This is a genomic window from Streptomyces sp. CB01249 (assembly GCF_001905735.1).
In the GTDB taxonomy this organism is placed as follows: Bacteria; Actinomycetota; Actinomycetes; order Streptomycetales; family Streptomycetaceae; genus Streptomyces.
On sequence record NZ_LISW01000003.1, the window covers coordinates 773,681 to 796,208 of the forward strand.

Sequence of the window (22,528 nt, forward strand, 5' to 3'; positions counted from 1 at the left end):
CGGGACCGGGGCCGGTCAGAACACCTTGCCCGGGTTGAGCAGCCCGAGCGGGTCGAACGCCTGCTTGATGCCCCGGTGCAGCTCCACGCCGGTCTCGCCGAGTTCGCGGGCCAGCCACTCCTTCTTCAGGACGCCCACCCCGTGCTCGCCGGTGATCGTGCCGCCGAGCGCCAGGCCGAGCTCCATGATCGCGTCGAAGGACTCGCGGGCCCGCCGGGACTCGTCGGCGTCGGCGGGGTCGAAGCAGACGACGGGGTGGGTGTTGCCGTCGCCCGCGTGGGCGCAGACGCCGATGGTGAGGCCGTACTTTTCGGCGATCTCCGCCGTGCCCGCCAGCATCGCGCCGAGCTTCGACCGCGGTACGCACACGTCGTCGATCATCGTCGCCGGCTTGACGGTCTCCAGCGCGGTCAGCGACATCCGCCGGGCCTGGAGGAGCATCTCGGACTCGGCCGCGTCCTCCGCCGGGACGACGTCCGTGGCACCGGCGGCGGTGCACAGGGCGGCGACGGCGGCGAGGTCCGCGGCCGGGTCCGGGGTGTCGAAGGCGGCGAGCAGCAGGGCCTCCGTGGTCTCCGGGAGGCCCATGTTCGCCATGCGGTTGACCGCCTGGACGGTCGTACGGTCCATCAGTTCGAGGAGTGACGGGGTGTGGCCGCTCTCCATGATCCGGCAGACCGCGTCGCAGGCACCGGCCGCGTCGGCGAACTCGGCGGCCAGGACGAGCTGCCGGGGCGGGCGGGGTTTCAGGGCGAGGACGGCCTTCACGACGATCCCGAGGCTGCCCTCGGAGCCGACGAAGAGGCGGGTGAGGTCGTATCCGGCGACGCCCTTGGCGGTGCGGCGGCCGGTGGTGAGCAGGCGCCCGTCCGCGAGGACGACGTCGAGACCGAGGACGTATTCGGCGGTGACCCCGTACTTCACGCAGCACAGGCCGCCGGACGCGGTGCCGATGTTGCCGCCGATGGTGCACATCTCCCAGCTGGAGGGGTCCGGCGGGTAGTACAGACCGAGCTCGTCCACCGCGCGGGACAGCACGGCGTTGATGACACCGGGCTCCACGACGGCGACCCGGTCGACGGGGCTGATCTCCAGGATGCGGTCCATCTTCACCAGGGAGAGCACGATGCAGCCGTCCGTGGCGTTGGCGGCGCCCGACAGGCCCGTGCGGGCACCCTGCGGAACGACCGGGACGCGCAGCGCGGTGGCGGTGCGCATGACGTGCTGGACCTGTTCCACGGTGCGCGGGAGCACGACGACGGCGGGGGCACCGGCCTCGCAGAAGCTCGCCATGTCGTGGGCGTAGGAGGCGGTGACGTCCGGGTCGGTGAGCACGGCCCCGGCGGGAAGACCCGCCCGCAGCTGTTCGAGGAGATCGTCCATGATCCAAGCGTGACACCCGGGCCCATTGGTGTGAACCCGTCTGCGGTGACGATCCCAAGGCTCGGTGTGATCTTCATACTGACGCACAGTGAGCGGCATGGATCTCACGCCTCAGCAGCCCCCGGGGGCCTCCGGGCCCGAGTACTCCTTCGACACCGACTGGTCCGCCCCGGACGCGTCCCCGCCGGACTCCGCGTCCCTGGCCGAGCCGCCTCCCCCCACGATGCGCACGACGCTGCGCCGGGCCGCCTTCGGCATGGTGGCGGGCGCGGTCCTGGTGACGGGCGCGGTGGTCGCGGTGCCCGACGACGACAAGGACGCGGCGCCGCCCGTGGCCGGTCCGGTCTCGCGCGCGATGTCCGCGACGGCCGCCGGCTCCCCCGCCACGCTCGCCGACCTGACGGCGCTCATCGGGGACCGGCAGAAGTGGGTGGGCACGCACCCCTCGGACGCGGACTCCTGGGCGGTGCTGGGGTCGGCGTACGTGGAGGCGGGGCGGCGGGCCGCCGACCCGGCGTACTACACCCGGGCCGAGCAGGCGCTGAAGCGGTCGCTGGACGTGCGCCCCGGCGAGAGCGGCAACACGGCCGCCTGGGTGGGCCTCGCCTCCCTGGCCAACGCCCGCCGCGACTTCGTGACCGCCAAGAAGTGGGGTGAGACGGTCCGGGCCCGGCGGCCGAAGGAGTGGACGGTCTACCCGCAGCTGATCGACGCCTACAACGGCCTCGGCGACCAGAAGTCCGCGATCACGGCGGTCGAGCGGTTCACCGAGCTGCGGGCCGGGGTCCCCGCGCTGGGCCGGGCCGCCGAGATGTACCGCGACCGGGGCTGGCGCGAGGACGCGCTGGCCACCGCGCAGGACGCGGCGAACCGGGCGAAGACCCCGGCCGAGAAGGCCGCCTGCCTGTCCAGGCTGGGCGACCTGGCCTGGGAGCGGGGCGAACCGAAGGAGGCCGTGGCGCAGTACGGGGCGGCGCTGCGCGTGGAGAAGGGCCACCAGCCGTCGCTGGCCGGGCGGGCCCGCGCGCTGGCCGCCCTCGGGCGCACGGACGAGGCCGTGCGGGACTACCAGGCCGCCCTGGCGAAGTCGCCGCGCCCGGGCTATCTGCTGGAGCTGGGCGAGCTGTACGAGTCGCTGGGGCTCGACGGCGATTCGGTGGGCCAGTACGAGAAGCTGCGGGCGGCCCTGGACCGGGGCAAGGCGCGCGGCGTGGACGAGTCGCTGCTCCTGGGCCGCTTCGAGGCCGCGCACGGCGACGCGGACGCGGCGGTGGAGCTGCTGCGGGCCGAGTGGCAGCGGGGCCACCGCAGCGCGGCGGTGGCGGACGCGCTGGGCTGGGCGCTGCACCGGTCGGGCGACTCGGACGGGGCGCTGGAGTACGCGCAGCGGGCGGTGGACGCGGGCGGGCAGAACGCCTCGTACGCCTACCACCTGGGCATGGTGCAGCGCGCGCTGGGCGACTACGGCTCGGCGCGCCGCCAGTTGGAGGGGGCGCTGCGGACCAACCCGAAGTTCTCGCCGCTGGACGCGCCGCTGGCCCAGGAGGCGCTGGACGCCCTGGGCGAGCCCCCGGCGGGCGGCCCGGCGGACATGCAGCCGCCACCGGCCCCGGAGCCCCCGGCGCCGCAGGCTCCCGCGCCGCAGGTACCGGCACCTCAGGCCCCGGCACAGCAGCAGCCCGACGGCGGTCCGGCGCCCGCGGCGGCCGTCGCGCAGGCCCCCGTACAGGCGTCACCGGCCCCGGCGGCGGCCGTTCACTGACGTACAGCCGACGCACAGGCCGGCGTAACAGCGAAGGGGCGGGCCGGAAAGCGACCCGCCCCTCACTCATGCCCTGGGGGTCACAGGTTGCCGCGCTTCTCCTGCTCGCGCTCGATCGCCTCGAACAGGGCCTTGAAGTTGCCCTTGCCGAAGCCCATGGAGCCGTGGCGCTCGATCATCTCGAAGAAGACGGTCGGGCGGTCCTGGACCGGCTTGGTGAAGATCTGCAGCAGGTAGCCGTCCTCGTCGCGGTCCACGAGGATCTTCAGCTCGCGCAGGGTCTCGACCGGCACCCGGGTCTCGCCGGCCCACTCGCCGAGCGTGTCGTAGTACGAGTCCGGGGTGTCCAGGAACTGCACACCGGCGGCGCGCATCGCCTTCACCGAGGCGACGATGTCGTTCGTGGCGAGCGCCATGTGCTGGACACCGGCGGCGCCGTAGAACTCCAGGTACTCGTCGATCTGCGACTTCTTCTTCGCGATGGCCGGCTCGTTGATCGGGAACTTGACCTTGAGCGTGCCGTCCGCGACGACCTTGGACATGAGCGCGGAGTACTCGGTGGCGATGTCGTCGCCCACGAACTCCTTCATGTTCGTGAAGCCCATGACCTTGTTGTAGAACGCCACCCACTCGTTCATTTTGCCGAGCTCGACGTTGCCGACGCAGTGGTCGATGGCCTGGAAGAAGCGCTTGGCCGGCGGCTCGACGATCGGGTTGGCGGCGACGTAACCCGGCAGGTACGGGCCGTCGTAGCCGGAGCGCTCGACCAGGGTGTGGCGGGTCTTGCCGTACGTGGCGATGGCGGCGCGTACGACGGTGCCGTGCTCGTCCTTCGTCTCGTAGGGCTCCTCGATGCCGGTGGCGCCGTGCTCGACGGCGTACGCGTACGCCGCGCGGGCGTCCGGGACCTCGATGGCGAGGTCGATCACGCCGTCGCCGTGCGCGGTGACGTGGTCCTCCAGGAAGTGGCCCCAGTCGGAGGACGCCTTCACGACGGAGGTGAGGACGAAGCGGGCGGAGCCGCTGGTCAGGACGTAGCTCGCGGTCTCGCGGCTGCCGGTCTCGGGGCCGGAGTAGGCGACCAGCTTCATGCCGAAGGCGGTCGAGTAGTAGTGCGCGGCCTGCTTGGCGTTGCCCACGGCGAAGACGACGGCGTCCATCCCCTTGACGGGGAAGGGGTCGGCCTGCCGGGACGTCTCGGGGGTGCTGTGCATCGTCTCTGTCATGCCCAGAGGTTCCCGCCACTCCGCAAGGTGCGCAACAGTTCCCGTAATCGCTGGTCAACCTGTACAGCAGTTGGCCATGATGGCCGGACTATCTGTACATGGTGCCCATCACACCGCCCCGGAGGCCCGCATGGCGATCGACCGGCTCGACGGACGGCTCATCGTGCTGCTCGCGCGTGAACCCAGGATCGGCGTCCTGGAGGCGTCGCGCAGGCTGGGCGTGGCACGCGGGACGGTGCAGGCCCGGCTGGACCGCCTTCAATCGAATGGCGCCATCCGCGGATTCGGCCCGGACGTCGATCCGGCGGCCCTCGGCTATCCGGTCACCGCGTTCGCGACGCTGGAGATCAAACAGGGCCAAGGCGCCGACGTACGGGCGCACTTGAGCGGCGTACCGGAGGTGCTCGAACTGCACACCACCACCGGGCACGGGGACATGCTGTGCCGGCTCGTGGCCCGGTCCAACGCGGATCTCCAGCGGGTGATCGACCGGGTTGTCGGATTTGATGGCATTGTCCGGGCCTCCACGGCCATCGTCATGGAGAACCCCGTGCCGCTGCGCGTCATCCCGCTCGTGGAACAGGCGGCACGCGACACCGACTGAGCCGAGGAGGACGGGTGAGCTTCTGGGAGTACGTGGCCAACCGTCATCAGCAGTTGCTCACCGACGCCTTCCAGCACGTCAGCGCGGTCTTCCAGTGCATGGTCATCGCGACCGTGCTCGGCGTCCTGATCGGGGTCGTCAGCTACCGCAGCGGCTGGGGCTCCTCGGTGGCGATCACCTCGACGGCGACGGTGCTCACCATCCCGTCGCTCGCCGCCATCGGTCTGCTCATCCCGCTGGTCGGCCTCGGCGTCGCCCCGACGGTGATCACGCTGACGCTGTACGGGCTGCTCCCCGTCGTCCGCAACGCGATCGTGGGCCTGCGCGGCGTCGATCCGGCCCTGGTGGACGCGGCGAAGGGCATCGGGATGTCGCGGACCGCGCGGCTGTTCAAGGTGGAGCTGCCGCTGGCCTGGCCACCGATCCTGACCGGCATCCGGGTCTCCACGCAGATGCTGATGGGGATCGCCGCCATCGCCGCGTACGCCTCCGGGCCCGGCCTCGGCAACGAGATCTTCCGGGGCATCGCCTCGCTGGGCAGCGCCAACGCGATCAACCAGGTGCTCGCGGGCACGCTCGGCATCGTCATCCTGGCCCTGCTCTTCGACGCCGCGTACGTCCTGCTGGGCCGGCTCACCATCCCGAGGGGGATCCGTGTCTGAGACCGCGACCGAGACCGTGCCGGAGCCGGTGGCCACCTCCGGCGCCGCCATCCAGCTGGAGAACCTGTCCAAGCGCTACCCGGGCAACCCGAACCCCGCGGTGGAGAACGTCTCCATGGAGATCAAGGCGGGCGAGACCGTGATCTTCGTGGGTCCGTCCGGCTGCGGGAAGTCCACCACGCTGAAGATGATCAACCGGCTGATCGAGCCCACCTCGGGCCGCATCCGGATCGACGACGAGGACGTCACCGACATCGACCCGGTGAAGCTGCGCCGGAAGATCGGGTACGCGATCCAGTCCTCCGGGCTCTTCCCGCACATGACGGTCGCCGAGAACATCGCCCTGGTCCCGAAGATGGTCGGCTGGTCCAAGTCCCGGGTGAAGGACCGGGTGGAGGAGATGCTCGACCTGGTCGGGCTCGACCCGCGCGAGTTCCACGGCCGCTATCCGCGCGCCCTCTCCGGCGGCCAGCAGCAGCGCGTGGGCGTGGCCCGGGCGCTGGCCGCCGACCCGCCGGTGCTCCTGATGGACGAGCCGTTCGGCGCGGTCGACCCGATCACCCGCGACCACCTCCAGGACGAGCTGATCCGGCTCCAGCACGAGCTGCACAAGACGATCGTCTTCGTCACCCACGACTTCGACGAGGCGATCAAGCTGGGCGACCGGATCGCCGTACTGCGCGAGCGCTCGCACATCGCGCAGTTCGACACCCCGGAAGCCATCCTCACCAACCCGACCGACGACTTCGTCTCCGGCTTCGTCGGCGCGGGCGCGGCCCTGAAGCGGCTCAACCTGACCCGGGTGCGCGAGGTGGAGATCGCCGACTTCCCGACCGTGACCGTGGACGACCCGCTCCAGTCGATCTTCAACAAGCTGCGCAGCGGCTCGCACAACGAGCTGCTGATGCTGGACCGCCGGGGCCGCCCCTACAAATGGCTGCGGCGCGGCGACCTGATGCGCGCCCGGGGCTCCCTGGCCCGCGCCGGACAGCTGGTCCACGACACGGTGACCCGGGACGCGACCCTGCACGACGCGCTGGAGGCGGTGCTCACCGACAGCGGCGGGCGGGTCGCGGTGACCGGGCGGCGCGGCGAGTTCACCGGGGTGGTGGACATGCACACCCTGATGAACTCGGTGCACGAGCTCCTGGAGGCGGACCGGCTGGCCGCCATCGAGCACCAGCACGACCTGGAGGAGCTGCGCGTCCACCAGACCTCCGAGGAGCTGGAGGGCGGTGCGGGCGCATGACCCCCGACTCCCCCTCCGGTTCCTCCCGCGCACCGGGACGCGACCGGCCGCCGGGCGAGCACGATGTGAAGGGGCACGCCTTCCGCGACGAGGAGGCGGAGGAGGAGCTGCGGCCCGCCCCGCAGTCGCGGAAACCGGCGCGCCGGATCACCTGGCGGAAGCTGGTGGTGCTCCCGGCGGTCCTCGCGGTCGTGCTGGTCCTCACGTACGTCTGGATCGAGAACGTGCACCTGGACTCGATCGCGGAGAACTCGATCGCCGGTGACACGGTCGAGGTGCGCTGGTGGCAGCACGTGAAGCTGACCGCGATCTCCACCTTCTGGGTGCTGATCATCGCCATTCCGCTGGGCATCGCGCTCACCCGGCGCGGCCTGAGCAAGGCCGCCCCCGTGGTCACGGCGATCGCCAACATCGGGCAGGCGACCCCGGCGATCGGTCTGCTGGCGCTGCTGGTGATCTGGCTCGGCATCGGCCCGTCGACCGCGATCACCGGCATGGTGATCTACGCGGTGCTGCCGGTGCTGTCCAACACGGTCGCCGGTCTCAAGGCGATCGAGCCGAACATGGTGGAGGCCGCGCGCGGCATCGGGATGTCGGCCATGGGCACCCTGACCCGGGTCGAGCTCCCGCTCGCCGTCCCGCTGATCCTGGCCGGGGTCCGGACCGCGCTCGTGCTGAACGTGGGCACGGCGACCCTGGCGACCTTCGGGGGCGGCGGCGGGCTCGGCGACCTGATCACCTCGGGCATCCAGACCCAGCGCATGCCGGTCCTGGTGCTCGGCTCGGTCCTGACCGTGGTGCTGGCGCTCCTGGTGGACTGGCTGGCCTCGCTGGCCGAGGTGGCGCTGACCCCGCGCGGCCTGGAGGTGGTGCGATGAGGACGCGGATGCGCGGGGCTCTCGCGGCAGGGGCCGCGCTCTCCCTGGTGCTGGCCGGGTGCGGGCTGAAGAGCGGGTCCCCGATGGTGGACGACGTGGTGCCCGGGTCGGTCGGGCAGGGGCAGCCGCTGGACGGCGCGTCGCTGACCGTCACCTCGAAGAACTTCAGCGAGAACATCATCCTGGGCCAGATGATCGGGCTGATCTTCAAGGCGGCCGGGGCGGAGGTCCTGGACCGGACGAACCTGCCGAGCTCGATCAGCGCCCGCGAGGCGGTCATCCAGGGCGACGCGGACGCCGAGTACGAGTACACGGGCACCGGCTGGATCACGTACCTCGGGCACGCGAAGCCGATCACGGACCCGATGGAGCAGTGGCGGGCGGTGCGCGACGCGGACCTGAAGAACGGGGTGACCTGGCTGAAGCCGTCCACCCTCAACAACACGTACGCGCTCGCCATCAGCCGGAAGAACAACGCCAAGTACCACCTGAAGACGCTCTCGGACGTCGCCGACCTGGCGAAGAAGAACCCCTCGGCGGTGACGGTCTGCGTCGAGAACGAGTTCGCCTCGCGCGACGACGGGCTGCCCGGCATGGAGAAGGCGTACGGGATGTCCCTGCCGGCGTCCAACATCAAGAAGATGGACGCGGGGATCATCTACACCCAGGTCTCCAAGTCCGACTCCTGCCTGCTCGGCGAGGTCTTCACGACGGACGGGCGGATCAGGGCGATGAACCTGGACGTGCTGGAGGACAACAAGCACTTCTTCCCCAACTACAACGCGGCGCCCGTGGTGCACACCCCGACGCTGGAGAAGTACCCCGAGATCGCGGGCCTCCTCGACCCGCTCAGCAAGCGGCTGAACACGGAGGTCGCCCAGGTGCTGAACGCCCGGGTGGACGTGGACGGGCAGGACCCGCACGAGGTGGCGAAGGACTGGCTGATCGAGGAGGGGTTCATCAAGGAGGGCTGACGGCCCCGGCCCGGCCCCGGCCCCCCGGTCAGCAGCTGGGGATCTTGCCGCCCCGGTCCAGGGCCCGCAGGGAGTTCACCGCGTCCTTCAGCGTGGTGACCGGGATCAGCCGCAGGCCCTTCGGCAGCTCGGACTTCGCCTCGGAGCACTCCGCCTTCGGTACGAGGAAGACGGTCGCCCCGTCCCGCCGGGCCGCCTGCGTCTTGAGCGAGACCCCGCCGACCGCGCCGACCTTGCCGTCCGCCTCGATGGTTCCCGTGCCCGCGATGGTGCGGCCGCCGGTGAGGTCGCCGCCCGAGCCGTCGCCGTCCAGCTTGTCCACGATGCCGAGGGCGAAGAACAGCCCGGCGCTGGGGCCGCCGATGTCCGCCAGGTGCAGGGTGACGTCGACGGAGCCGGGCTTGCGGTCCAGGTAGTTCAGCGCGGCGTCGACGGCGGCGTCCTGGGACTCCGCCATGTCGTCCAGGTTGTGCTTCTCGATCTCCTTCTCGGAGCCGCCCGTCGGATAGACGGAGTCGCGCGGCAGCACGGCCCGGTCCGTACGGAACCAGCTGTCCACGACGTCCTTGATGCCGACGTCCGCCTTCGGGCCCGTCGCCACGATCGTCGTCATCCGCAGCTCGCCCTTGGTGGGGCGGGTGGGCGTGCCCTCGATGCTGATCACGGGGGTGCCGTGGTCGTCCCCGAGCACGTCCGCGGTCGTCCCGGGCTGCGCCAGCGTGAACGGCAGCGGTGCGAAGGCGGCTACGCCGAGGAGGGCGACGACGGGGAGGGCGGCGAGGGCCAGGCGCTGTTTGGACACCGGGCCAATCTAACGTGCGGCCCGCCCGCCGCCTCGGGCCACCAAGGGCGCCGGTCCCCGGCCAACCGGTTCCGTCCTCAAACGCCGGACGGGCTGGGTTTCTCAGCGCAACGCATCCGCTACCTCCCGGGCCGCGTCCACCACCCGGGGGCCCACCCGCTCCGGGACGGAGTCCGCCAGCATGACGACGCCGACGCTCCCCTCCACCCCCGTCACGCCCATGAGCGCCGCGGCCGCTCCGGACGCACCCGCTTCGAGTTCGCCGTGGGTGAGGGTGAAGGCGGTCTCGCCCACCGGCTTCTGGCGGGCGGCGAGGATCGCCCGGCCCGCGGCGCCCCGGTCCAGCGGGTGGCGGAAGCCCGCCCGGTAGGCCACGTGGTAGTCGGTCCAGGTCGGTTCGACCACCGCGACCGCCAGCGCGTCGGAGCCGTCGACCAGGGTGAGGTGGGCGGTGGCCCCGATGTCCTCGGCCAGCGAACGCAGCGCCGGAAGCGCCGCCTCCCGGACGAGGGGGTGGACCTGGCGGCCCAGCCGCAGGACGCCGAGACCGACGCGGGCGCGGCCACCCAAGTCACGGCGTATCAGGGCGTGTTGCTCCAGCGTGGCGAGCAGACGGTAGACCACGGTGCGGTTGACGCCGAGTTTGTTGGACAACTCGGTGACCGTCAGGCCGTGGTCGGTGTCGGCGAGCAGTTTGAGGACTCTCAGTCCTCGGTCGAGCGTCTGGGAGGTCTCCGCTGTCACGACGCCCTCTCCTCCGTGGTGAGCGGCCGCGGCTGTCCCGTGGAATGTGCGCCACCGGTCCCGGGGGCGACGCACGGAGAGGCCGCCGGCCTGGCCAAGGCACCGGCTGCGCTCCGCGGCGGCGTTGCCACGGGGCGTTCACATTTTTTGGACAGTAGCGAGCGAGTCCGCTCAGCGGAAGCCCTCGTCCAGAATCCGGTCTCCCTCAAAAACCCGGTTGCGCCGCACGAGCATAAGTGCCGGTCAGCGGCGCGCGGACCGTTCATCGCGCATCTACGCGCGTCCAGGTCGGCCGACTCTCCCGCGACGCTGCGTAGACGGGATGTGAACCACGGTTAACTCACCGTGAAAAATTTTCGGCCGATTCATTGATCGACAAGGCCCCGGCACCCTCTCGATGAGGGCGTGCCGGGGCCTGTGGTGCCGTACGCGGGTCAGCGCATCCGGGTGGCCCACTCCTGGACCTTCTTGATCCGCTGCTCGATCTGCCCGGCGGTGGCCTCCGCGCTCGGCGGTCCGCCGCAGACCCGGCGCAGCTCGGTGTGGATGACGCCGTGCGGCTTGCCGCTCTGGTGGGTGTAGGCGGAGACCATGGTGTTCAACTGCTTGCGCAGGCCGAGGAGTTGCTTGTGCGTGACGACCGGGCGGTCCTGGGCGGGCTTCTCCAGCAGGTCGGCCTCGGACGCCGGCTTCTGGCGGCTGTGCGCGATCTGCCGGGTCTGCCGCTTCTGGAGCAGCAGCTGGACCTGGTCGGGTTCGAGGAGCCCGGGGATGCCGAGGTAGTCCTGCTCCTCCTCGCTGCCGGGGTGCGCCTGCATGCCGAACTCGGCGCCGTCGTACAGCACCCGGTCGAAGACCGCGTCGGACTCCAGGGCCTCGAAGGGCAGCTGCTCCTCCGTCTCCTCGTCCTCCAGCTTCTCCGCGTCGGCGAGGAGCTTGTCCTCCTCGGCGAACGGGTTCTCCTCGTCGCTGCCCTTCTTGGGCTTGTCGAGGACGTGGTCCCGCTCGACCTCCATCTCGTTGGCGAACTCAAGGAGCATCGGGATGGTCGGCACGAAGACGGACGCGGTCTCGCCGCGCCTGCGGGAGCGCACGAAGCGGCCGACGGCCTGGGCGAAGAAGAGGGGGGTCGAGATGGTGGTCGCGTACACGCCGACGGCCAGGCGCGGCACGTCGACGCCCTCGGACACCATGCGGACGGCGACCATCCAGCGGGAGTCGTCCTCGCTGAACTTGTCGATCTTCTTCGAGGCGGCCTTCTCGTCGGAGAGGACGACGGTCGCCGACTCGCCGGTGACCTTCTTCAGGATCTTGGCGTACGCGCGTGCAGACTCCTGGTCCGTGGCGATGACGAGCCCGCCCGCGTCCGGGATGCCCTTGCGGACCTCGGTGAGGCGCTTGTCGGCGGCGCTGAGCACGTTGGGGATCCAGTCGCCGGTGGGCGCCAGGGCGGTGCGCCACGCCTGCCCGATGGCGTCCTTGGTCATCGGCTCGCCGAGCCGGGCCGCGATCTCGTCGCCCGCCTTGGTGCGCCAGCGCATGTTGCCGCTGTAGCTGAGGAATATCACCGGGCGCACGACGCCGTCGGCCAGGGCGTTCCCGTAGCCGTAGGTGTAGTCGGCGGAGGAGCGCCGGATGCCGTCGTTGCCCTCCTCGTACACGACGAAGGGGATCGGGTTGGTGTCCGACCGGAAGGGGGTGCCGGTGAGCGCGAGGCGCCGGGTCGCCGGGTCGAAGGCCTCCTGGCACGCCTCGCCCCAGTACTTGGAGTCACCGGCGTGGTGGATCTCGTCCAGGATGACCAGGGTCTTGCGCTGCTCGCACCGGTTGCGGTGCAGCATCGGGCGGACGCCGACGCCCGCGTAGGTGACGGCGACCCCGTGGTAATCCTTGCTCAGCGGACCGGCGCTGTAGTCGGGGTCCAGCTTGATCCCTATCCGGGCGGCCGCCTCGGCCCACTGCTTCTTCAGGTGCTCGGTGGGCGCGACGACGGTGACCTGCTGCACGACGTGGTGGTGCAGCAGCCAGGAGGCGAGGGTCAGCGCGAAGGTGGTCTTCCCGGCGCCGGGGGTGGCGACGGCGAGGAAGTCGCGCGGCTGCTCCTGGATGTACTTCTCCATGGCCCCCTGCTGCCAGGCTCGCAGCTTTCCGGCCGTGCCCCAGGGGGCGCGGCCGGGGAAGGCGGGTGAGAGGTGGTGGGAGGCGGTAGTAGTCACGGTCTCCGGTTCGGGTCTCTCGGGTACGTGGGCGCTGTCCGCGCGGGCCGGACCGGCTCCGCACGCGATACGACAACCGGGCCACCCTACCGGTGCGAGCACCCCGCACCGCTGCGTACCGCGCCACCCCACACGCAAGTGCGACGGCTCTCACACGGGGGCGGGACCGGCTCCCGCGCTCACCGTTCCCGTACCCGCCCCGCCACCCAGGCCCCCGCCAGGGCCACCGCCGCCATCGGGAAGAAGACGACCGCGAAGGCGGCGGGGTGGGAGCCGGCAGCGGCGTCCGTGGCGTCCATCGTGCCGCCGCCCAGGGCCGCGAAGGCGGCGCCGCCCGCGGCCAGCAGGAGGACGTTGGAGAGGCCGTCGGAGATCTGGAGGGCGGCCGAGTTGGCACCGGCCTCCTCGGGGGCGGACAGCTTCAGGAGCAGCACGCTGGTGGAGGCGATCACCACGCCCATGCCGAAGCAGCCGAAGGCCCAGGCGACCGCCACGGTCCAGACCGGCACGGAGTCGATCAGCACGGCCGGGGCCGCCGCGATCGACAGGGCGACCAGGACCATGGCACCGACCATCAGGGGCTCGCGGTGCGGTTCCAGGCGGGGCCGGGACTGCACGTACGAGCCAAGAGCCCAGGTGCCGCCGCCCGCGGCCAGGGAGAGGCCGGCCAGGGTCGGGGACATGCCGCGCTGGGTGACCAGCATCAGCGGGACGAACGATTCGGCGGCGATGAAGGACCCGGCCGCGACACCCCGCAGCAGCACCACCGCGGGCAGCCCGCGCGCCGCGCGCCACGTGCCCCCGGGCAGCAGGCCCCGGATCGCGGGGACGAGCAGCGCGGCCCCGGCGGCGGCAGGCAGCAGCGAGAGCCAGTTCCGCTCCTGGCCGGCGTACTGGAGCAGCCCGGCGCCCAGCGAGATGCCCAGCGCGAGCGCGATGCGGCGGCGGTCGTACGGCTCCACCGGCGCATCCGGGTCCGCCGGTCCTGACGCCATGCGCCGGATCTCGGGCAGCGCGAGCGCGAGGGGGAACACGATGAGGACCGGGATGCCGACGAAGACCCAGCGCCAGCCCAGGTGCTCGGTGACGCTTCCGGCCGCCAGCGGCCCGACGACCGAGGGGATGACCCAGCTCGCGGCGAACGCGGCCAGGATCGCCGGCCGCAGGTGCTCCGGGTAGGCCCGGCTGATCACCACGTACAGCGCGACGATCACCAGCCCGCCGCCGAGCCCCTGGACGGCCCGCCCCGCGATGAACATCCACATGGACCCCGCGGTCCCGGACAGCAGGAGCCCCGCCGCGAAGGCGCTGATCCCGGCGGCCAGCGGGGCGAGCGGGCCGCGCCGGTCGGCCCACTGCCCGGACAGCACCATGGCGAACAGGCTGGTGGTGAAGTACGCCGAGAACGCGTACGCGTACATCGGGATGCCGTGCAGCTCCCGCGCGGCAACCGGCATCGCGGTCCCCACGGCGGTGGCCTCGAACGCGATCAGGAACACCACGGAGACGATGCCGATGCTGAGCGCCCGGTACGTCCGCCCGAGAATCCCCTCGGGCAGCACGGGCCCCTCCGGGGCGGCGGCGTCGACGTCTTCGATGAGGCGCGGGACATCGGCGTCACGCGGTTCCAGGGCGGTCATGAGCCAAGAGTAAGGGGCGAAACCCCTGATGAACCCTGTCGGTGGTCGCCCCCACGCTCGTCCGTTGGACCTAGGGCCCGTCCGGCGGATCAGGGTCGGGGAGGGCGCGGCGTCTGGTGCGGTGCATCGCAAGGCGCCGGAGCGTCCTCATCGCGGAGCGATTAGGGCGTTTCGGCAACGCGGCGAGGTGCCGTACCAGGCGTCGCGACCCCGGCCATGATCCGCCGGACAGGCCCTAGGCCCGCCGCCGCGATCGTGAACGGCGTATGGCAGTCCCGTTGCACGTCCGCCGGAACCCTTGAGCGCCCCTCCGCCCAGCCCTACGGTCGGTACAGCGACACCACGCAGGACCGTGTGCCCGAGAGGCTCAGGGGCTCGACTGCAACTCGAGTTACACCGGTTCGAATCCGGTCACGGTCTCCATACAACCGCCCGCCCCCTTGCTCCAGGGGGCGGGCGGTTCGGCGTTCCGGGGTCAGTGCGGCGCGGTCTCGGACCAGTGGGCCGAGTACTTCCGGGGAAGCCCGTCCGTCTCCACCGACGACCCGGGCACACCGGGTGTATCCCTCGGGTAGGTCATCTCGGAGTCCTTCGCGCAGCTGAACCCTGCGGTGAGGAAGACATTGCCGATATCGCCAACGTCCAGAATGGCAACCAGCCCGTCGGCCGACGTGGCCCGGATCTGCGGCATGTGCGAATCGGAGTCGATCTCGAAGTCTCCGAAGCCCTGCTGCTTCCAGTACCGCCGGACCATTTCCAGCAGCTCGCCCCGCCGCCGCGCGGAAACCACGGTGAGGATCGTCCGGCCCCGGTAGACACTTGTCGCTCCGATCGGCCGGTTGAGACCGTTGTCGCACGCCAACTGCGACGGGTTGTCACGCTCCCATTTCACCGGCGGCTGGATCGCCGCCACCGTCCCGTCGAGGATTTCCTCCGCCCGCTCCCCCGCCTGCTGCATGTCCATCTCGGGTTCAGCCTTCTGGCTCTGGCAGGCAGCAAGCGCCACGACCAGGAGCAGAGAGCCCAGCGACCGAATCGGCTTTCTCACGAGCCCGTCCCGGACCAGTAGGGCGAGTGCTCGCGGGGAATCCGCTCCGGCTCATCCGGCCCCCCGGGCTGACCGGGCGTCCCTTTCGGGTAGGTCATCGCGGAGTCTTGCGCACACCCAAATGCGGCACGGATATACACATTGCCGGCATAGCCGACGTCAAGTGTCACGGTCAGCCCGTCGGCAGTCTTGGCCCGGATCCGTGGCATCTTCTCGTCGGAGTGGACGTCGAAGTCCGTGGCTCCTCGCTTCTTCCAGTGCCTTTGCACCATCTTCAGCAATTCGTCACGTCGCCGCTCCGAGACCACGGTGAGAATGTTCCTGCTGCGCACGACCGTCGTCGTTCCGGTCGGCTCATTGAGGTTGGTGCTGCACGGCGACACCATCGCCACCCCTCGCACCCATTTCACCGACGGCTGGATTGCCTCCATCGTGTCATCGAGGATCTCCTCCGCACGCTGACCCGCCTGCTTCATGTCCATCTTGGGTTTTTCCTGTTCCTTCCCAGCTTGGCAAGCTGTGAGAAACACGGCCAGAACCACACACCCCAGCAGTCGCGCCAGCCCTCGCACACTCGTGATCGACGTAGCCACGCTTCCCCCCTCGGTCGCTGGTGCGCGAAACGCTAACCCCCGGTGGTGTGCGGCGACTTGAGTACGCGTACTCAAGTCGTCGCACACCACCGGGGGTTGGGGGTACGGGAAAGGCCCCGCGGTCAGCTCTTCGGGGTTGCCACCGCTGCCTGGGGGCGGATCGGGAGGCGGTTGACCGGGCGGCCGGTTGCCGCGCGGACCGCCGCCGCGACCGCGGCCGGGGACGTCACGACCGGGACCGCCGACGCGGGCTTCGCGCCGAACGGGGCGACCACGTCGCGCTCCTCGATCAGCTTCACGATGCGGATCTCCGGCGCGTCCAGCGAGGTCGGCAGGGCGTAGCCGGTGAGGTCCGGGTGGCGGACCAGGCCGCGGGCGGTGCGGAGGTTCTCGGTGAGGGCGGCGCCGATGCCCTGGGTGACGCCCGCCTCGATACGGGTCGCCAGCTGGGACGGGTTGAGGACGCGGCCGACGTCCTGGGCGACGGCCATCTCGACCACCCGGACCGAGCCCAGCTCGATGTCGACGTCCACCACAGCGCGGACCGCGCAGAACGCCATGCCGACGAAGGCGTCGCCCTGCCCGGACTCGTCCAGCGGCTCGGTGGGGTGCGGGCGGCACTGCGCGGTGGCCCACAGCTCCTTGCCGTCCAGCGCCTCCGACACCGTCGTGGAGAGCACCCCGTCGTACGAGGTGATCTTGCCGTCCGTGATCTGGAGCAGCTCCGTGGACATCCCGAACTTGTGCGCCAGAGGCTGGAGGAGCTGGGTGCGGACCATCTTCGCGGCGCGTTCGACGGCTCCGGCGGAGACCCAGGTGTGGCGGCCGTGCGTGGCCGGTCCCGCGGGCGGCTGGTCGGTGTCGACGGCGGCGACGTGCACCTCCTCGACGCCCAGGGTCTCCTGGACGACCTGCCGGGCCAGCGTGGAGAAGCCCTGGCCCGTCTCGACGGCGGCGCAGATGACGGTGGCGACCGAGTCGTGGACCCGGACCGTGGCCGTGGACACCTCGTCGGCGCCCTCCGCGCCCAGCATGTGGACCATGCCCAGCGCGTACCCGACGCCCCGCCGCACCGCGCCCGGTTCGCCCGCGCCCTCGGGGCCGCCCGGCAGCAGCCAGTCGTCCTCCGGGGCGTCCTTGGGCAGGGCGGGCAGCGGGTGGTCCCGGACGGCGGTGAGCAGTTCGGCCACGGGCGCGGGGCAGGTCACGGTCTGCCCGGTCGGCAGGATGTCGCCGGTCGCCAGCACGTTGCGCATGCGCAGCTCGGCCGGGTCGATCCCCAGCTTCGCGGCCAGCTTGTCCATCTGGCCCTCGTAGGCGGCGCAGACCTGCATCGCGCCCTCGCCCCGGACGTGGCCGGAGGGCGGGTTGTTCGTACGGACGGCCCAGCCCTCGATGAAGGCGTGCGGGACGACGTACGGGCCGCAGGCGAAGGCGACCGCGGCGGCCAGCGACTCCGAGGAGGCGTCCGCGTAGGCGCCCGCGTCCAGCAGGATCTGGGCCTCCACCTTGACCAGGCGGCCCTCCGCGTCCGCGTGGTGGCGGTAGCGCAGCAGGGTGGGGTGGCGGTGGGCGTGGCCGAGGAAGGACTCCTCGCGGGTGGCGGCCAGCTTGACCGGGCAGCCGGTGCGCAGGGCGAGCAGGCCCAGCGGCAGCTGGAAGGCGGGGTCCTCGCGGTCGCCGGTCGCGCCGGGGACTCCGGTGACCACGACCTTGACCCGCTCCGGTTCGAGGCCGAAGCAGGCGGCGGCCAGGTCGCGGTCGGTGTGCGGGTCCGTGGAGGCGGTGTAGAGCTCGACGCCGCCGTCCGGGCGGGGCACGGCGAGCCCGGCCTCCGCGCCGATCGGTGCGGGGTCCTGGCGGCCGATGCGGTACAGCCCGTCCACGACGACCTCGCCGGCCGCCTCCGGGTCGCCGTAGCGCAGCGGGATGTGGCGGATGAGGTTGCCGTCGGGGTGCAGGGGCTCGGCCTCGAACGCCTTCTCCGGGTCGGTGACCGGGTCCAGCACCTCGTACTCGACGGCGATCGCGGCGGCGGCGAGCCGGGCGGTGTCGGGGTGGTCGGCGGCGACGGCGGCGATCGGCTCGCCGTGGTGGCGGACCAGGTCGGAGGCGAAGACGGGGCGGTCCACGACCTTGCGGCCGTACAGGGCCTCGCCCGGGACGTCCTCGTGGGTGACGACCGCGCGCACCCCGGGCATCTCGGCGGCGGCCGAGGTGTCGATGGAGACGATGCGGGCGTGCGCGTGCGGGGAGCGCAGGACGGCCGCCCAGAGCAGGCCCTCGGCCCACAGGTCGGCGGCGTACGGGAAGGTGCCCTCGGTCTTGGCGCGGGCGTCGGCCGGCGGCAGCGAGGCGCCGATGCCGAGCCGCGGCTGCTCGGCCTCGGGTCCGCCCGGGCCGGCCGGCGACGGGATGCTGATCGTCGTGGGGGTGGCGCCGGCCGCGTCGTTGCTCACGCCATGCCTCCGTCCTGCTGGTGGGCCTGCACACTACCGGCGCCCGGAGCCGCCTGGTGCGGGATGCGGGGCTCCTCCGGCTCGCCGGACCCGGTCTCCTCGGCAACGGCTTCGGCGGCGGCCTCGCGGCCCGCGATGACCTCGTTGACGGCGTCCAGGACGCCCCGGTAGCCGGAGCAGCGGCAGAGGTTGCCGCAGAGCGCCCGGCGGGTCTCCAGCTCGCTGGGGCGGTGGTTGCCCTCCAGGAGGTCGTGGACGGTCATCGCCATGCCGGGGATGCAGAAGCCGCACTGGACGGCGCCGCAGTCCGCCAGCGCCCGCTGCACGTCGGACGGTTCCCCGTCGACGGCCAGGCCCTCGACCGTACGGACCTCGCTGCCGGCGGTCGTGGCGGCGGGCACCAGGCAGGAGGCGACGAGCCGCCCGTCCACCTGGACGTTGCACGCCCCGCACTCGCCCTGCGAGCAGCCGTCCTTGGCCCCGGCGAGGCCGAGGCGCTCGCGCAGCACGTAGAGCAGGGACTCGCCGATCCAGGCGTCCGTGACGGGCCGGTCGACGCCGTTGACGTGCAGGACGTACGAGGCGGCCGGGTGCTCGCTGGGCAGCGGGGGCCCCTCCGGGGCCGGGGCCTCGGGCACCTCCGCGGGCTGGACGGCCTCCGCCTCGGGCACCTCCGCGTCCGGCACCGCTTCCCCGGCGGGCTCGGCGGGCTCGGCACCGGGCTCCGCCGCGACGGGGTCCGCCGCCGCGAGGGCGTCGGCCTCCGGCGCGGGCTGCTCCGCGTCGGGCTCCGCCGCCTCGGGAGCGCTCTCGGCGGGGCCTCCGGCCAGGGCGTCGGCCGGTTCATCGGCGTCGGCGGGGGCGTCAACGGCCTCCGGCTCCGTGACCTCCGCCGCCTCCGGCACCGCGGCCTCGGCCGCGTCCGGCACCGCCCAGGGCGCCGGGGCGCCGCCCGGCAGCGTGGCCGGGCGGTCCGCGTACCAGTCCGCGACGGGGGGCGGGGTGTACAGCTCGCCGGAGTCGTCGGAGAGCGGGGCGGCCGGGGCCGGCCAGGACGAGGTGTCCACGGCCCACTGGCCCGTGGCGGCCGGGTCCGTACCGTACGGCTCCTGGTACGAGCCGGTCGGCTGCTGGTCCTCGGGGTGCGGGTAGCCGTAGCCGGACTGCTGGTTCGGGTCGGGCCAGTGCACCGCGTCGGGCGCGGGCTGTCCGGGCTGCTGCTCCGGGGTCTGGACGACCCAGTTGCCGGCGGCCGCCGGATCGCGGTCGGCGGCGGGGGTCAGCGGCAGGATCATCGGCGGGGTGTAGCCGTGGCCGGGCGCGGCCAGCGGGATGTCCGCCAGGTCCTCCGGCGGCAACTGGACGAAGGCGGTCGCCTCGCCGTCGTAGTCGCCGCCCTGCGGGGTCGGCTGCCAGCCGCCGTGGTGCTGCTCGGCGGGGTTCTCCTTGCTCACGACAGTGCCCTCCCCAGCGCGCGTCGGGCGAGCGCGGCGACGGTGCGCCGCAGGTGCAGTACGCCGGGGGGCAGCGGTGGTGCCTCTCCCCCGTCGGCGGGTGGTTCCTGGTCCGGGATGCAGGCGGCCGCGACGTACTCGCCGAAGGCGGCCAGCGCGTCGGGCGCGAGGCCGCGCGCCCCGTCCCAGTCGATCAGCGAGGCGATCCAGCGCTCCGCCTCCAGCGGGCGCAGCGGCATCGGGGCGATGGCGCCGACCGCGCAGCGCACCCCGCGCCGGGCCGGGTCGAGGACGATCGCGACGGAGGCGGTGGCGCGGCCCGGGCCGGTGCGGCCGGTGGCCTTGAGGAAGACCTGCGGGGCGTGCAGCAGGGGCACCCGGACGAAGCCGATCAGCTCGGCGGGCTCCAGCATCTCGCGGCCGGCCAGCAGGTGGGAGACGGGGATCTCGCGGCGGGCGCCGCCCGGGCCCGCGACGACCAGCTCGGCCTCCAGCGCGGCGAGTACCGGAAGCGCGTCGCCGGTCGGGGCGGCGGTCGCGATGTTGCCGCCGAGCGTGCCGGCGTTGCGGATCTGCGGGGGGCCCGCGGCGCGGGCGGAGGCGGCGAGCGCGGGGATGAGGGCCGCGAAGTCGGGCCGCCCCATGCGGGCGTGGGTCAGGCCGGCGCCCAGCAGGGCGTGCCCGTCCTGGTAGTGCCAGCCGCGCAGCTCGCTGATCCGGCCGAGTCCGACCAGACCGGAGGGGCGCAGGAGCCCCTTGTTGACGGCCGACATCAGGTCCGTGCCGCCTGCCACGGGGACGGCGGCCGGCATGGCGCCGAGTGCCGCCACCGCCTCGTCCAGCGAGGCAGGCAGCGTCACGGACTGCGTCGCCTGCGGTGCGTGCGTGGTCAACCCAGCTGCCCCTTCCCGGTGTCCCGGCGCTCCCGCCTGTTTCGCCGTACGGTACGTGCTCGAAGCCCGGACGTGGCAACTCTGGCACATGTTCGGACCGGCCCGACGCGCAGGTCCGCGAAGGGTGTATCCGTCCAAGGTCAGGGTAATAGTCCCGTTTTCGCGCCGGTTCGGCGGTGAGCACCCTTTGCCGGTCTTACGCATCTCCGTACGGCTTTCTCCGTTGCGGGGGCGGCACCCCTTCGAACGGCCGCCGCCACCACGGTCGCAGGGGCCGTGGTGGCGGGAGAGCGTGTTGGGGCCGGGCTCACACGTTCGGGGGTGCCCCCTCGATCGGGCGTCCGAGGACGCCCGGGCGCTGCTGCCAGGGCAGCGGTCCGGACGGCGGCCGGTAGCCGACGCCGAGGGCGTCGAGCCGGGCGTAGTGGGCGGTCATGCGGCGCTCGAAACCGGCGAAGTCCCGTTCGTCCGGGGCGGGCAGGGCGGACCAGGCGACCTCGGCGAAGGCGGCGAGGCGGGGGAAGACCTGGTAGTCGACGCGGGCCCGGTTCTGCATGACCTCGGACCAGGCGTTGGCCTGGGTGCCGAGGACGTGCCGGGCCGCCTCCTCGCTCAGGGACGGCGGAACGGGTTCAAAGCGGTAGACGTCCTCCAGGGTGCGCACGTATCCGATGGGCATCGGCTCGTCGGGGCCGCCGTCCTGACGGTGGTCCAGATACACCTGCTGCTCCGGGCACATGACCACGTCGTGCCCGGCCTCGGCGGCCGCGATGCCGCCCGCGTAACCGCGCCAGGAGGAGACGGCGGCGCCGGGCGCGAGGCCGCCCTCCAGGATCTCGTCCCAGCCGATGAGGCGGCGGCCGCGCTCGGCGAGCCAGGTGTCGAAGTGGCGGATGAACCAGGACTGGAGCTCGTCCTCGTCCGCCAGGCCGAGTTCCTTGATGCGGGCCTGCGCGGCGGGCGACTCCTTCCACTGGTCCTTGGGGCACTCGTCCCCGCCGACGTGGACGAACGGCGAGGTCTCCGGCGGGAAGAGGTCCAGGAGCTCCTCGAAGACGCCCTCGTAGAACCGCAGGACGTGGTCGGTGGGGGCCAGGACGTTCGGCGTGACGCCCCAGTTGTCCCAGACGCCGAGCGCCGAGGTGTCGATGACGTCGGTGTTGCCGAGTTCCGGGTAGGCGCTGATCGCGGCCTGCGAGTGGCCGGGGATGTCGATCTCGGGGACGACCCGGATGTGCCGGGCCGCGGCGTAGGCGACGATCTCGCGGATGTCGTCCTGGGTGTAGTGGCCGCCGTGCGGGGTCTCGTCCCACAGCTCGGAGGCCCGGTGCCCGTACTTGGTACGCGGCCGCCAGGCACCGACCTCGGTGAGGCGGGGGTGGCGCTTGATCTCGACGCGCCAGCCCTGGTCGTCGCTGAGGTGGAAGTGGAAGACGTTCAGCTTGTGGGCGGCGAGCAGGTCGAGGTAGCGCAGGACGTCGTCCTTGGGCAGGAAGTGCCGTGCCACGTCGAGCATCAGGCCGCGCCAGCCGAAGCGGGGCGCGTCCTCGATGTCGGTGAACCCGAAGGCCGCCCCGCCGTCACCCGTCGGCGCCTTCCGGAACGCCTCGGGGCCCAGCAGCTGGCGCAGGGTCTGGGCGCCCCAGAACACCCCGGCCGGGCTGCCGCCGGTGATGACGACGCCCTCGTCGGACGTGGTGGTCAGCCGGTAGCCCTCGGGCGGCAGGGTGGCGTCGGTGCGCAGCGTGATGGCGCGCGGGGCGCCCTCGGGGGCGGGGGCGAGGGACAGGCCGAAGGCGGCGCCCAGGGTGGCGCGCAGCCAGCGTTCGGTGGTCTCGGTGCCGGGGGCCGCCGCGATGGTGGTGGACGCGTCCAGGACGCATCCGCAGCGCCCCCGGTCGTCGGTGCGCAGGGGCGCCGGGATCAGTTCCATGGCCATGA

The 22,528-nt window shown here is 72.3% G+C and carries 18 protein-coding genes and 1 tRNA gene; 7 read left to right on the top strand and 12 right to left on the bottom strand.

Annotated elements, in window-relative coordinates; all coding sequences use genetic code 11:
• Nucleotides 1–15 precede the first annotated feature (15 nt).
• Nucleotides 16–1,383: an FAD-binding oxidoreductase gene (locus AMK18_RS19180; RefSeq protein WP_073863686.1), complete on the bottom strand. Its 1,368-nt coding sequence runs from the start codon at nucleotides 1,381–1,383 to the stop codon at nucleotides 16–18.
• Between the two features lie 97 nt (nucleotides 1,384–1,480).
• Here AMK18_RS19180 and AMK18_RS19185 point away from each other — a divergent pair, with 97 nt between their 5' ends.
• The gene (locus tag AMK18_RS19185) at nucleotides 1,481–3,145 is read left to right on the top strand and encodes a tetratricopeptide repeat protein (RefSeq protein WP_073863687.1); all 1,665 of its coding nucleotides are present in this window, start codon (nucleotides 1,481–1,483) and stop codon (nucleotides 3,143–3,145) included.
• 80 nt (nucleotides 3,146–3,225) lie between these two features.
• Here the strand turns inward: AMK18_RS19185 and hppD are convergent, their stop codons facing one another.
• A complete protein-coding gene (hppD, locus tag AMK18_RS19190; RefSeq protein ID WP_026171208.1) occupies nucleotides 3,226–4,371 on the bottom strand; it encodes a 4-hydroxyphenylpyruvate dioxygenase in 1,146 nt (381 codons plus the stop codon).
• A 130-nt stretch (nucleotides 4,372–4,501) separates the two neighbouring features.
• Between hppD and AMK18_RS19195 the strand changes: the two genes are divergently transcribed.
• The 5 genes from AMK18_RS19195 to AMK18_RS19215 are packed head-to-tail and all read left to right on the top strand — an operon-like array spanning nucleotide 4,502 to nucleotide 8,738.
• The gene (locus AMK18_RS19195) at nucleotides 4,502–4,975 is read left to right on the top strand and encodes an Lrp/AsnC family transcriptional regulator (protein WP_018100765.1); all 474 of its coding nucleotides are present in this window, start codon (nucleotides 4,502–4,504) and stop codon (nucleotides 4,973–4,975) included.
• Nucleotides 4,976–4,989: 14 nt separating this feature from the next.
• Entirely contained in the window at nucleotides 4,990–5,637 is a 648-nt protein-coding gene (locus AMK18_RS19200; protein WP_018100766.1) for an ABC transporter permease, read from the top strand.
• Nucleotides 5,630–6,886: a betaine/proline/choline family ABC transporter ATP-binding protein gene (locus AMK18_RS19205; RefSeq protein ID WP_073863688.1), complete on the top strand. Its 1,257-nt coding sequence runs from the start codon at nucleotides 5,630–5,632 to the stop codon at nucleotides 6,884–6,886. Before AMK18_RS19200 ends, AMK18_RS19205 begins: the two co-directional genes overlap by 8 nt.
• Nucleotides 6,883–7,764, top strand: a complete 882-nt coding sequence (locus AMK18_RS19210; protein WP_073863689.1) for an ABC transporter permease — start codon at nucleotides 6,883–6,885, stop codon at nucleotides 7,762–7,764. The genes AMK18_RS19205 and AMK18_RS19210 overlap by 4 nt, the downstream gene beginning before the upstream one ends.
• A gap of 8 nt (nucleotides 7,765–7,772) precedes the next feature.
• Nucleotides 7,773–8,738 carry a glycine betaine ABC transporter substrate-binding protein gene (locus tag AMK18_RS19215; protein ID WP_073863690.1) on the top strand — a complete coding sequence of 322 codons (966 nt, stop codon included), beginning with the start codon at nucleotides 7,773–7,775 and terminating at the stop codon, nucleotides 8,736–8,738.
• 28 nt (nucleotides 8,739–8,766) lie between these two features.
• Here AMK18_RS19215 and AMK18_RS19220 read toward each other — a convergent pair whose 3' ends face one another.
• The 4 genes from AMK18_RS19220 to AMK18_RS19235 all read right to left on the bottom strand — a co-directional run bounded on the left by AMK18_RS19220 (nucleotide 8,767) and on the right by AMK18_RS19235 (nucleotide 14,140).
• Nucleotides 8,767–9,540: a YlbL family protein gene (locus AMK18_RS19220; RefSeq protein ID WP_018100770.1), complete on the bottom strand. Its 774-nt coding sequence runs from the start codon at nucleotides 9,538–9,540 to the stop codon at nucleotides 8,767–8,769.
• 102 nt (nucleotides 9,541–9,642) lie between these two features.
• Nucleotides 9,643–10,284, bottom strand: a complete 642-nt coding sequence (locus tag AMK18_RS19225) for an IclR family transcriptional regulator (protein ID WP_018100771.1) — start codon at nucleotides 10,282–10,284, stop codon at nucleotides 9,643–9,645.
• 434 nt (nucleotides 10,285–10,718) lie between these two features.
• The gene (locus AMK18_RS19230) at nucleotides 10,719–12,500 is read right to left on the bottom strand and encodes a DEAD/DEAH box helicase (RefSeq protein ID WP_073863691.1); all 1,782 of its coding nucleotides are present in this window, start codon (nucleotides 12,498–12,500) and stop codon (nucleotides 10,719–10,721) included.
• A gap of 179 nt (nucleotides 12,501–12,679) precedes the next feature.
• Nucleotides 12,680–14,140 carry an MFS transporter gene (locus AMK18_RS19235; protein ID WP_073863692.1) on the bottom strand — a complete coding sequence of 487 codons (1,461 nt, stop codon included), beginning with the start codon at nucleotides 14,138–14,140 and terminating at the stop codon, nucleotides 12,680–12,682.
• 348 nt (nucleotides 14,141–14,488) lie between these two features.
• Here AMK18_RS19235 and AMK18_RS19245 point away from each other — a divergent pair.
• Nucleotides 14,489–14,563: transfer RNA gene (locus tag AMK18_RS19245), tRNA-Cys, on the top strand.
• Nucleotides 14,564–14,615: 52 nt separating this feature from the next.
• Here AMK18_RS19245 and AMK18_RS19250 read toward each other — a convergent pair.
• The 6 genes from AMK18_RS19250 to AMK18_RS19275 form a co-directional block, all read right to left on the bottom strand.
• Nucleotides 14,616–15,146, bottom strand: coding sequence for a hypothetical protein (locus AMK18_RS19250; protein WP_241836595.1), 531 nt, complete (start codon nucleotides 15,144–15,146; stop codon nucleotides 14,616–14,618).
• Between the two features lie 38 nt (nucleotides 15,147–15,184).
• Entirely contained in the window at nucleotides 15,185–15,781 is a 597-nt protein-coding gene (locus AMK18_RS19255; RefSeq protein ID WP_241836596.1) for a hypothetical protein, read from the bottom strand.
• 122 nt (nucleotides 15,782–15,903) lie between these two features.
• Nucleotides 15,904–18,240 carry a xanthine dehydrogenase family protein molybdopterin-binding subunit gene (locus AMK18_RS19260; RefSeq protein WP_073863694.1) on the bottom strand — a complete coding sequence of 779 codons (2,337 nt, stop codon included), beginning with the start codon at nucleotides 18,238–18,240 and terminating at the stop codon, nucleotides 15,904–15,906.
• Entirely contained in the window at nucleotides 18,237–19,694 is a 1,458-nt protein-coding gene (locus AMK18_RS19265; protein WP_073863695.1) for a 2Fe-2S iron-sulfur cluster-binding protein, read from the bottom strand. Before AMK18_RS19265 ends, AMK18_RS19260 begins: the two co-directional genes overlap by 4 nt.
• Nucleotides 19,691–20,587, bottom strand: coding sequence for an FAD binding domain-containing protein (locus AMK18_RS19270; protein WP_018100778.1), 897 nt, complete (start codon nucleotides 20,585–20,587; stop codon nucleotides 19,691–19,693). The genes AMK18_RS19265 and AMK18_RS19270 overlap by 4 nt, the downstream gene beginning before the upstream one ends.
• 307 nt (nucleotides 20,588–20,894) lie before the next feature.
• Entirely contained in the window at nucleotides 20,895–22,526 is a 1,632-nt protein-coding gene (locus AMK18_RS19275; RefSeq protein ID WP_073863696.1) for a beta-N-acetylhexosaminidase, read from the bottom strand.
• Nucleotides 22,527–22,528: the final 2 nt, after the last annotated feature.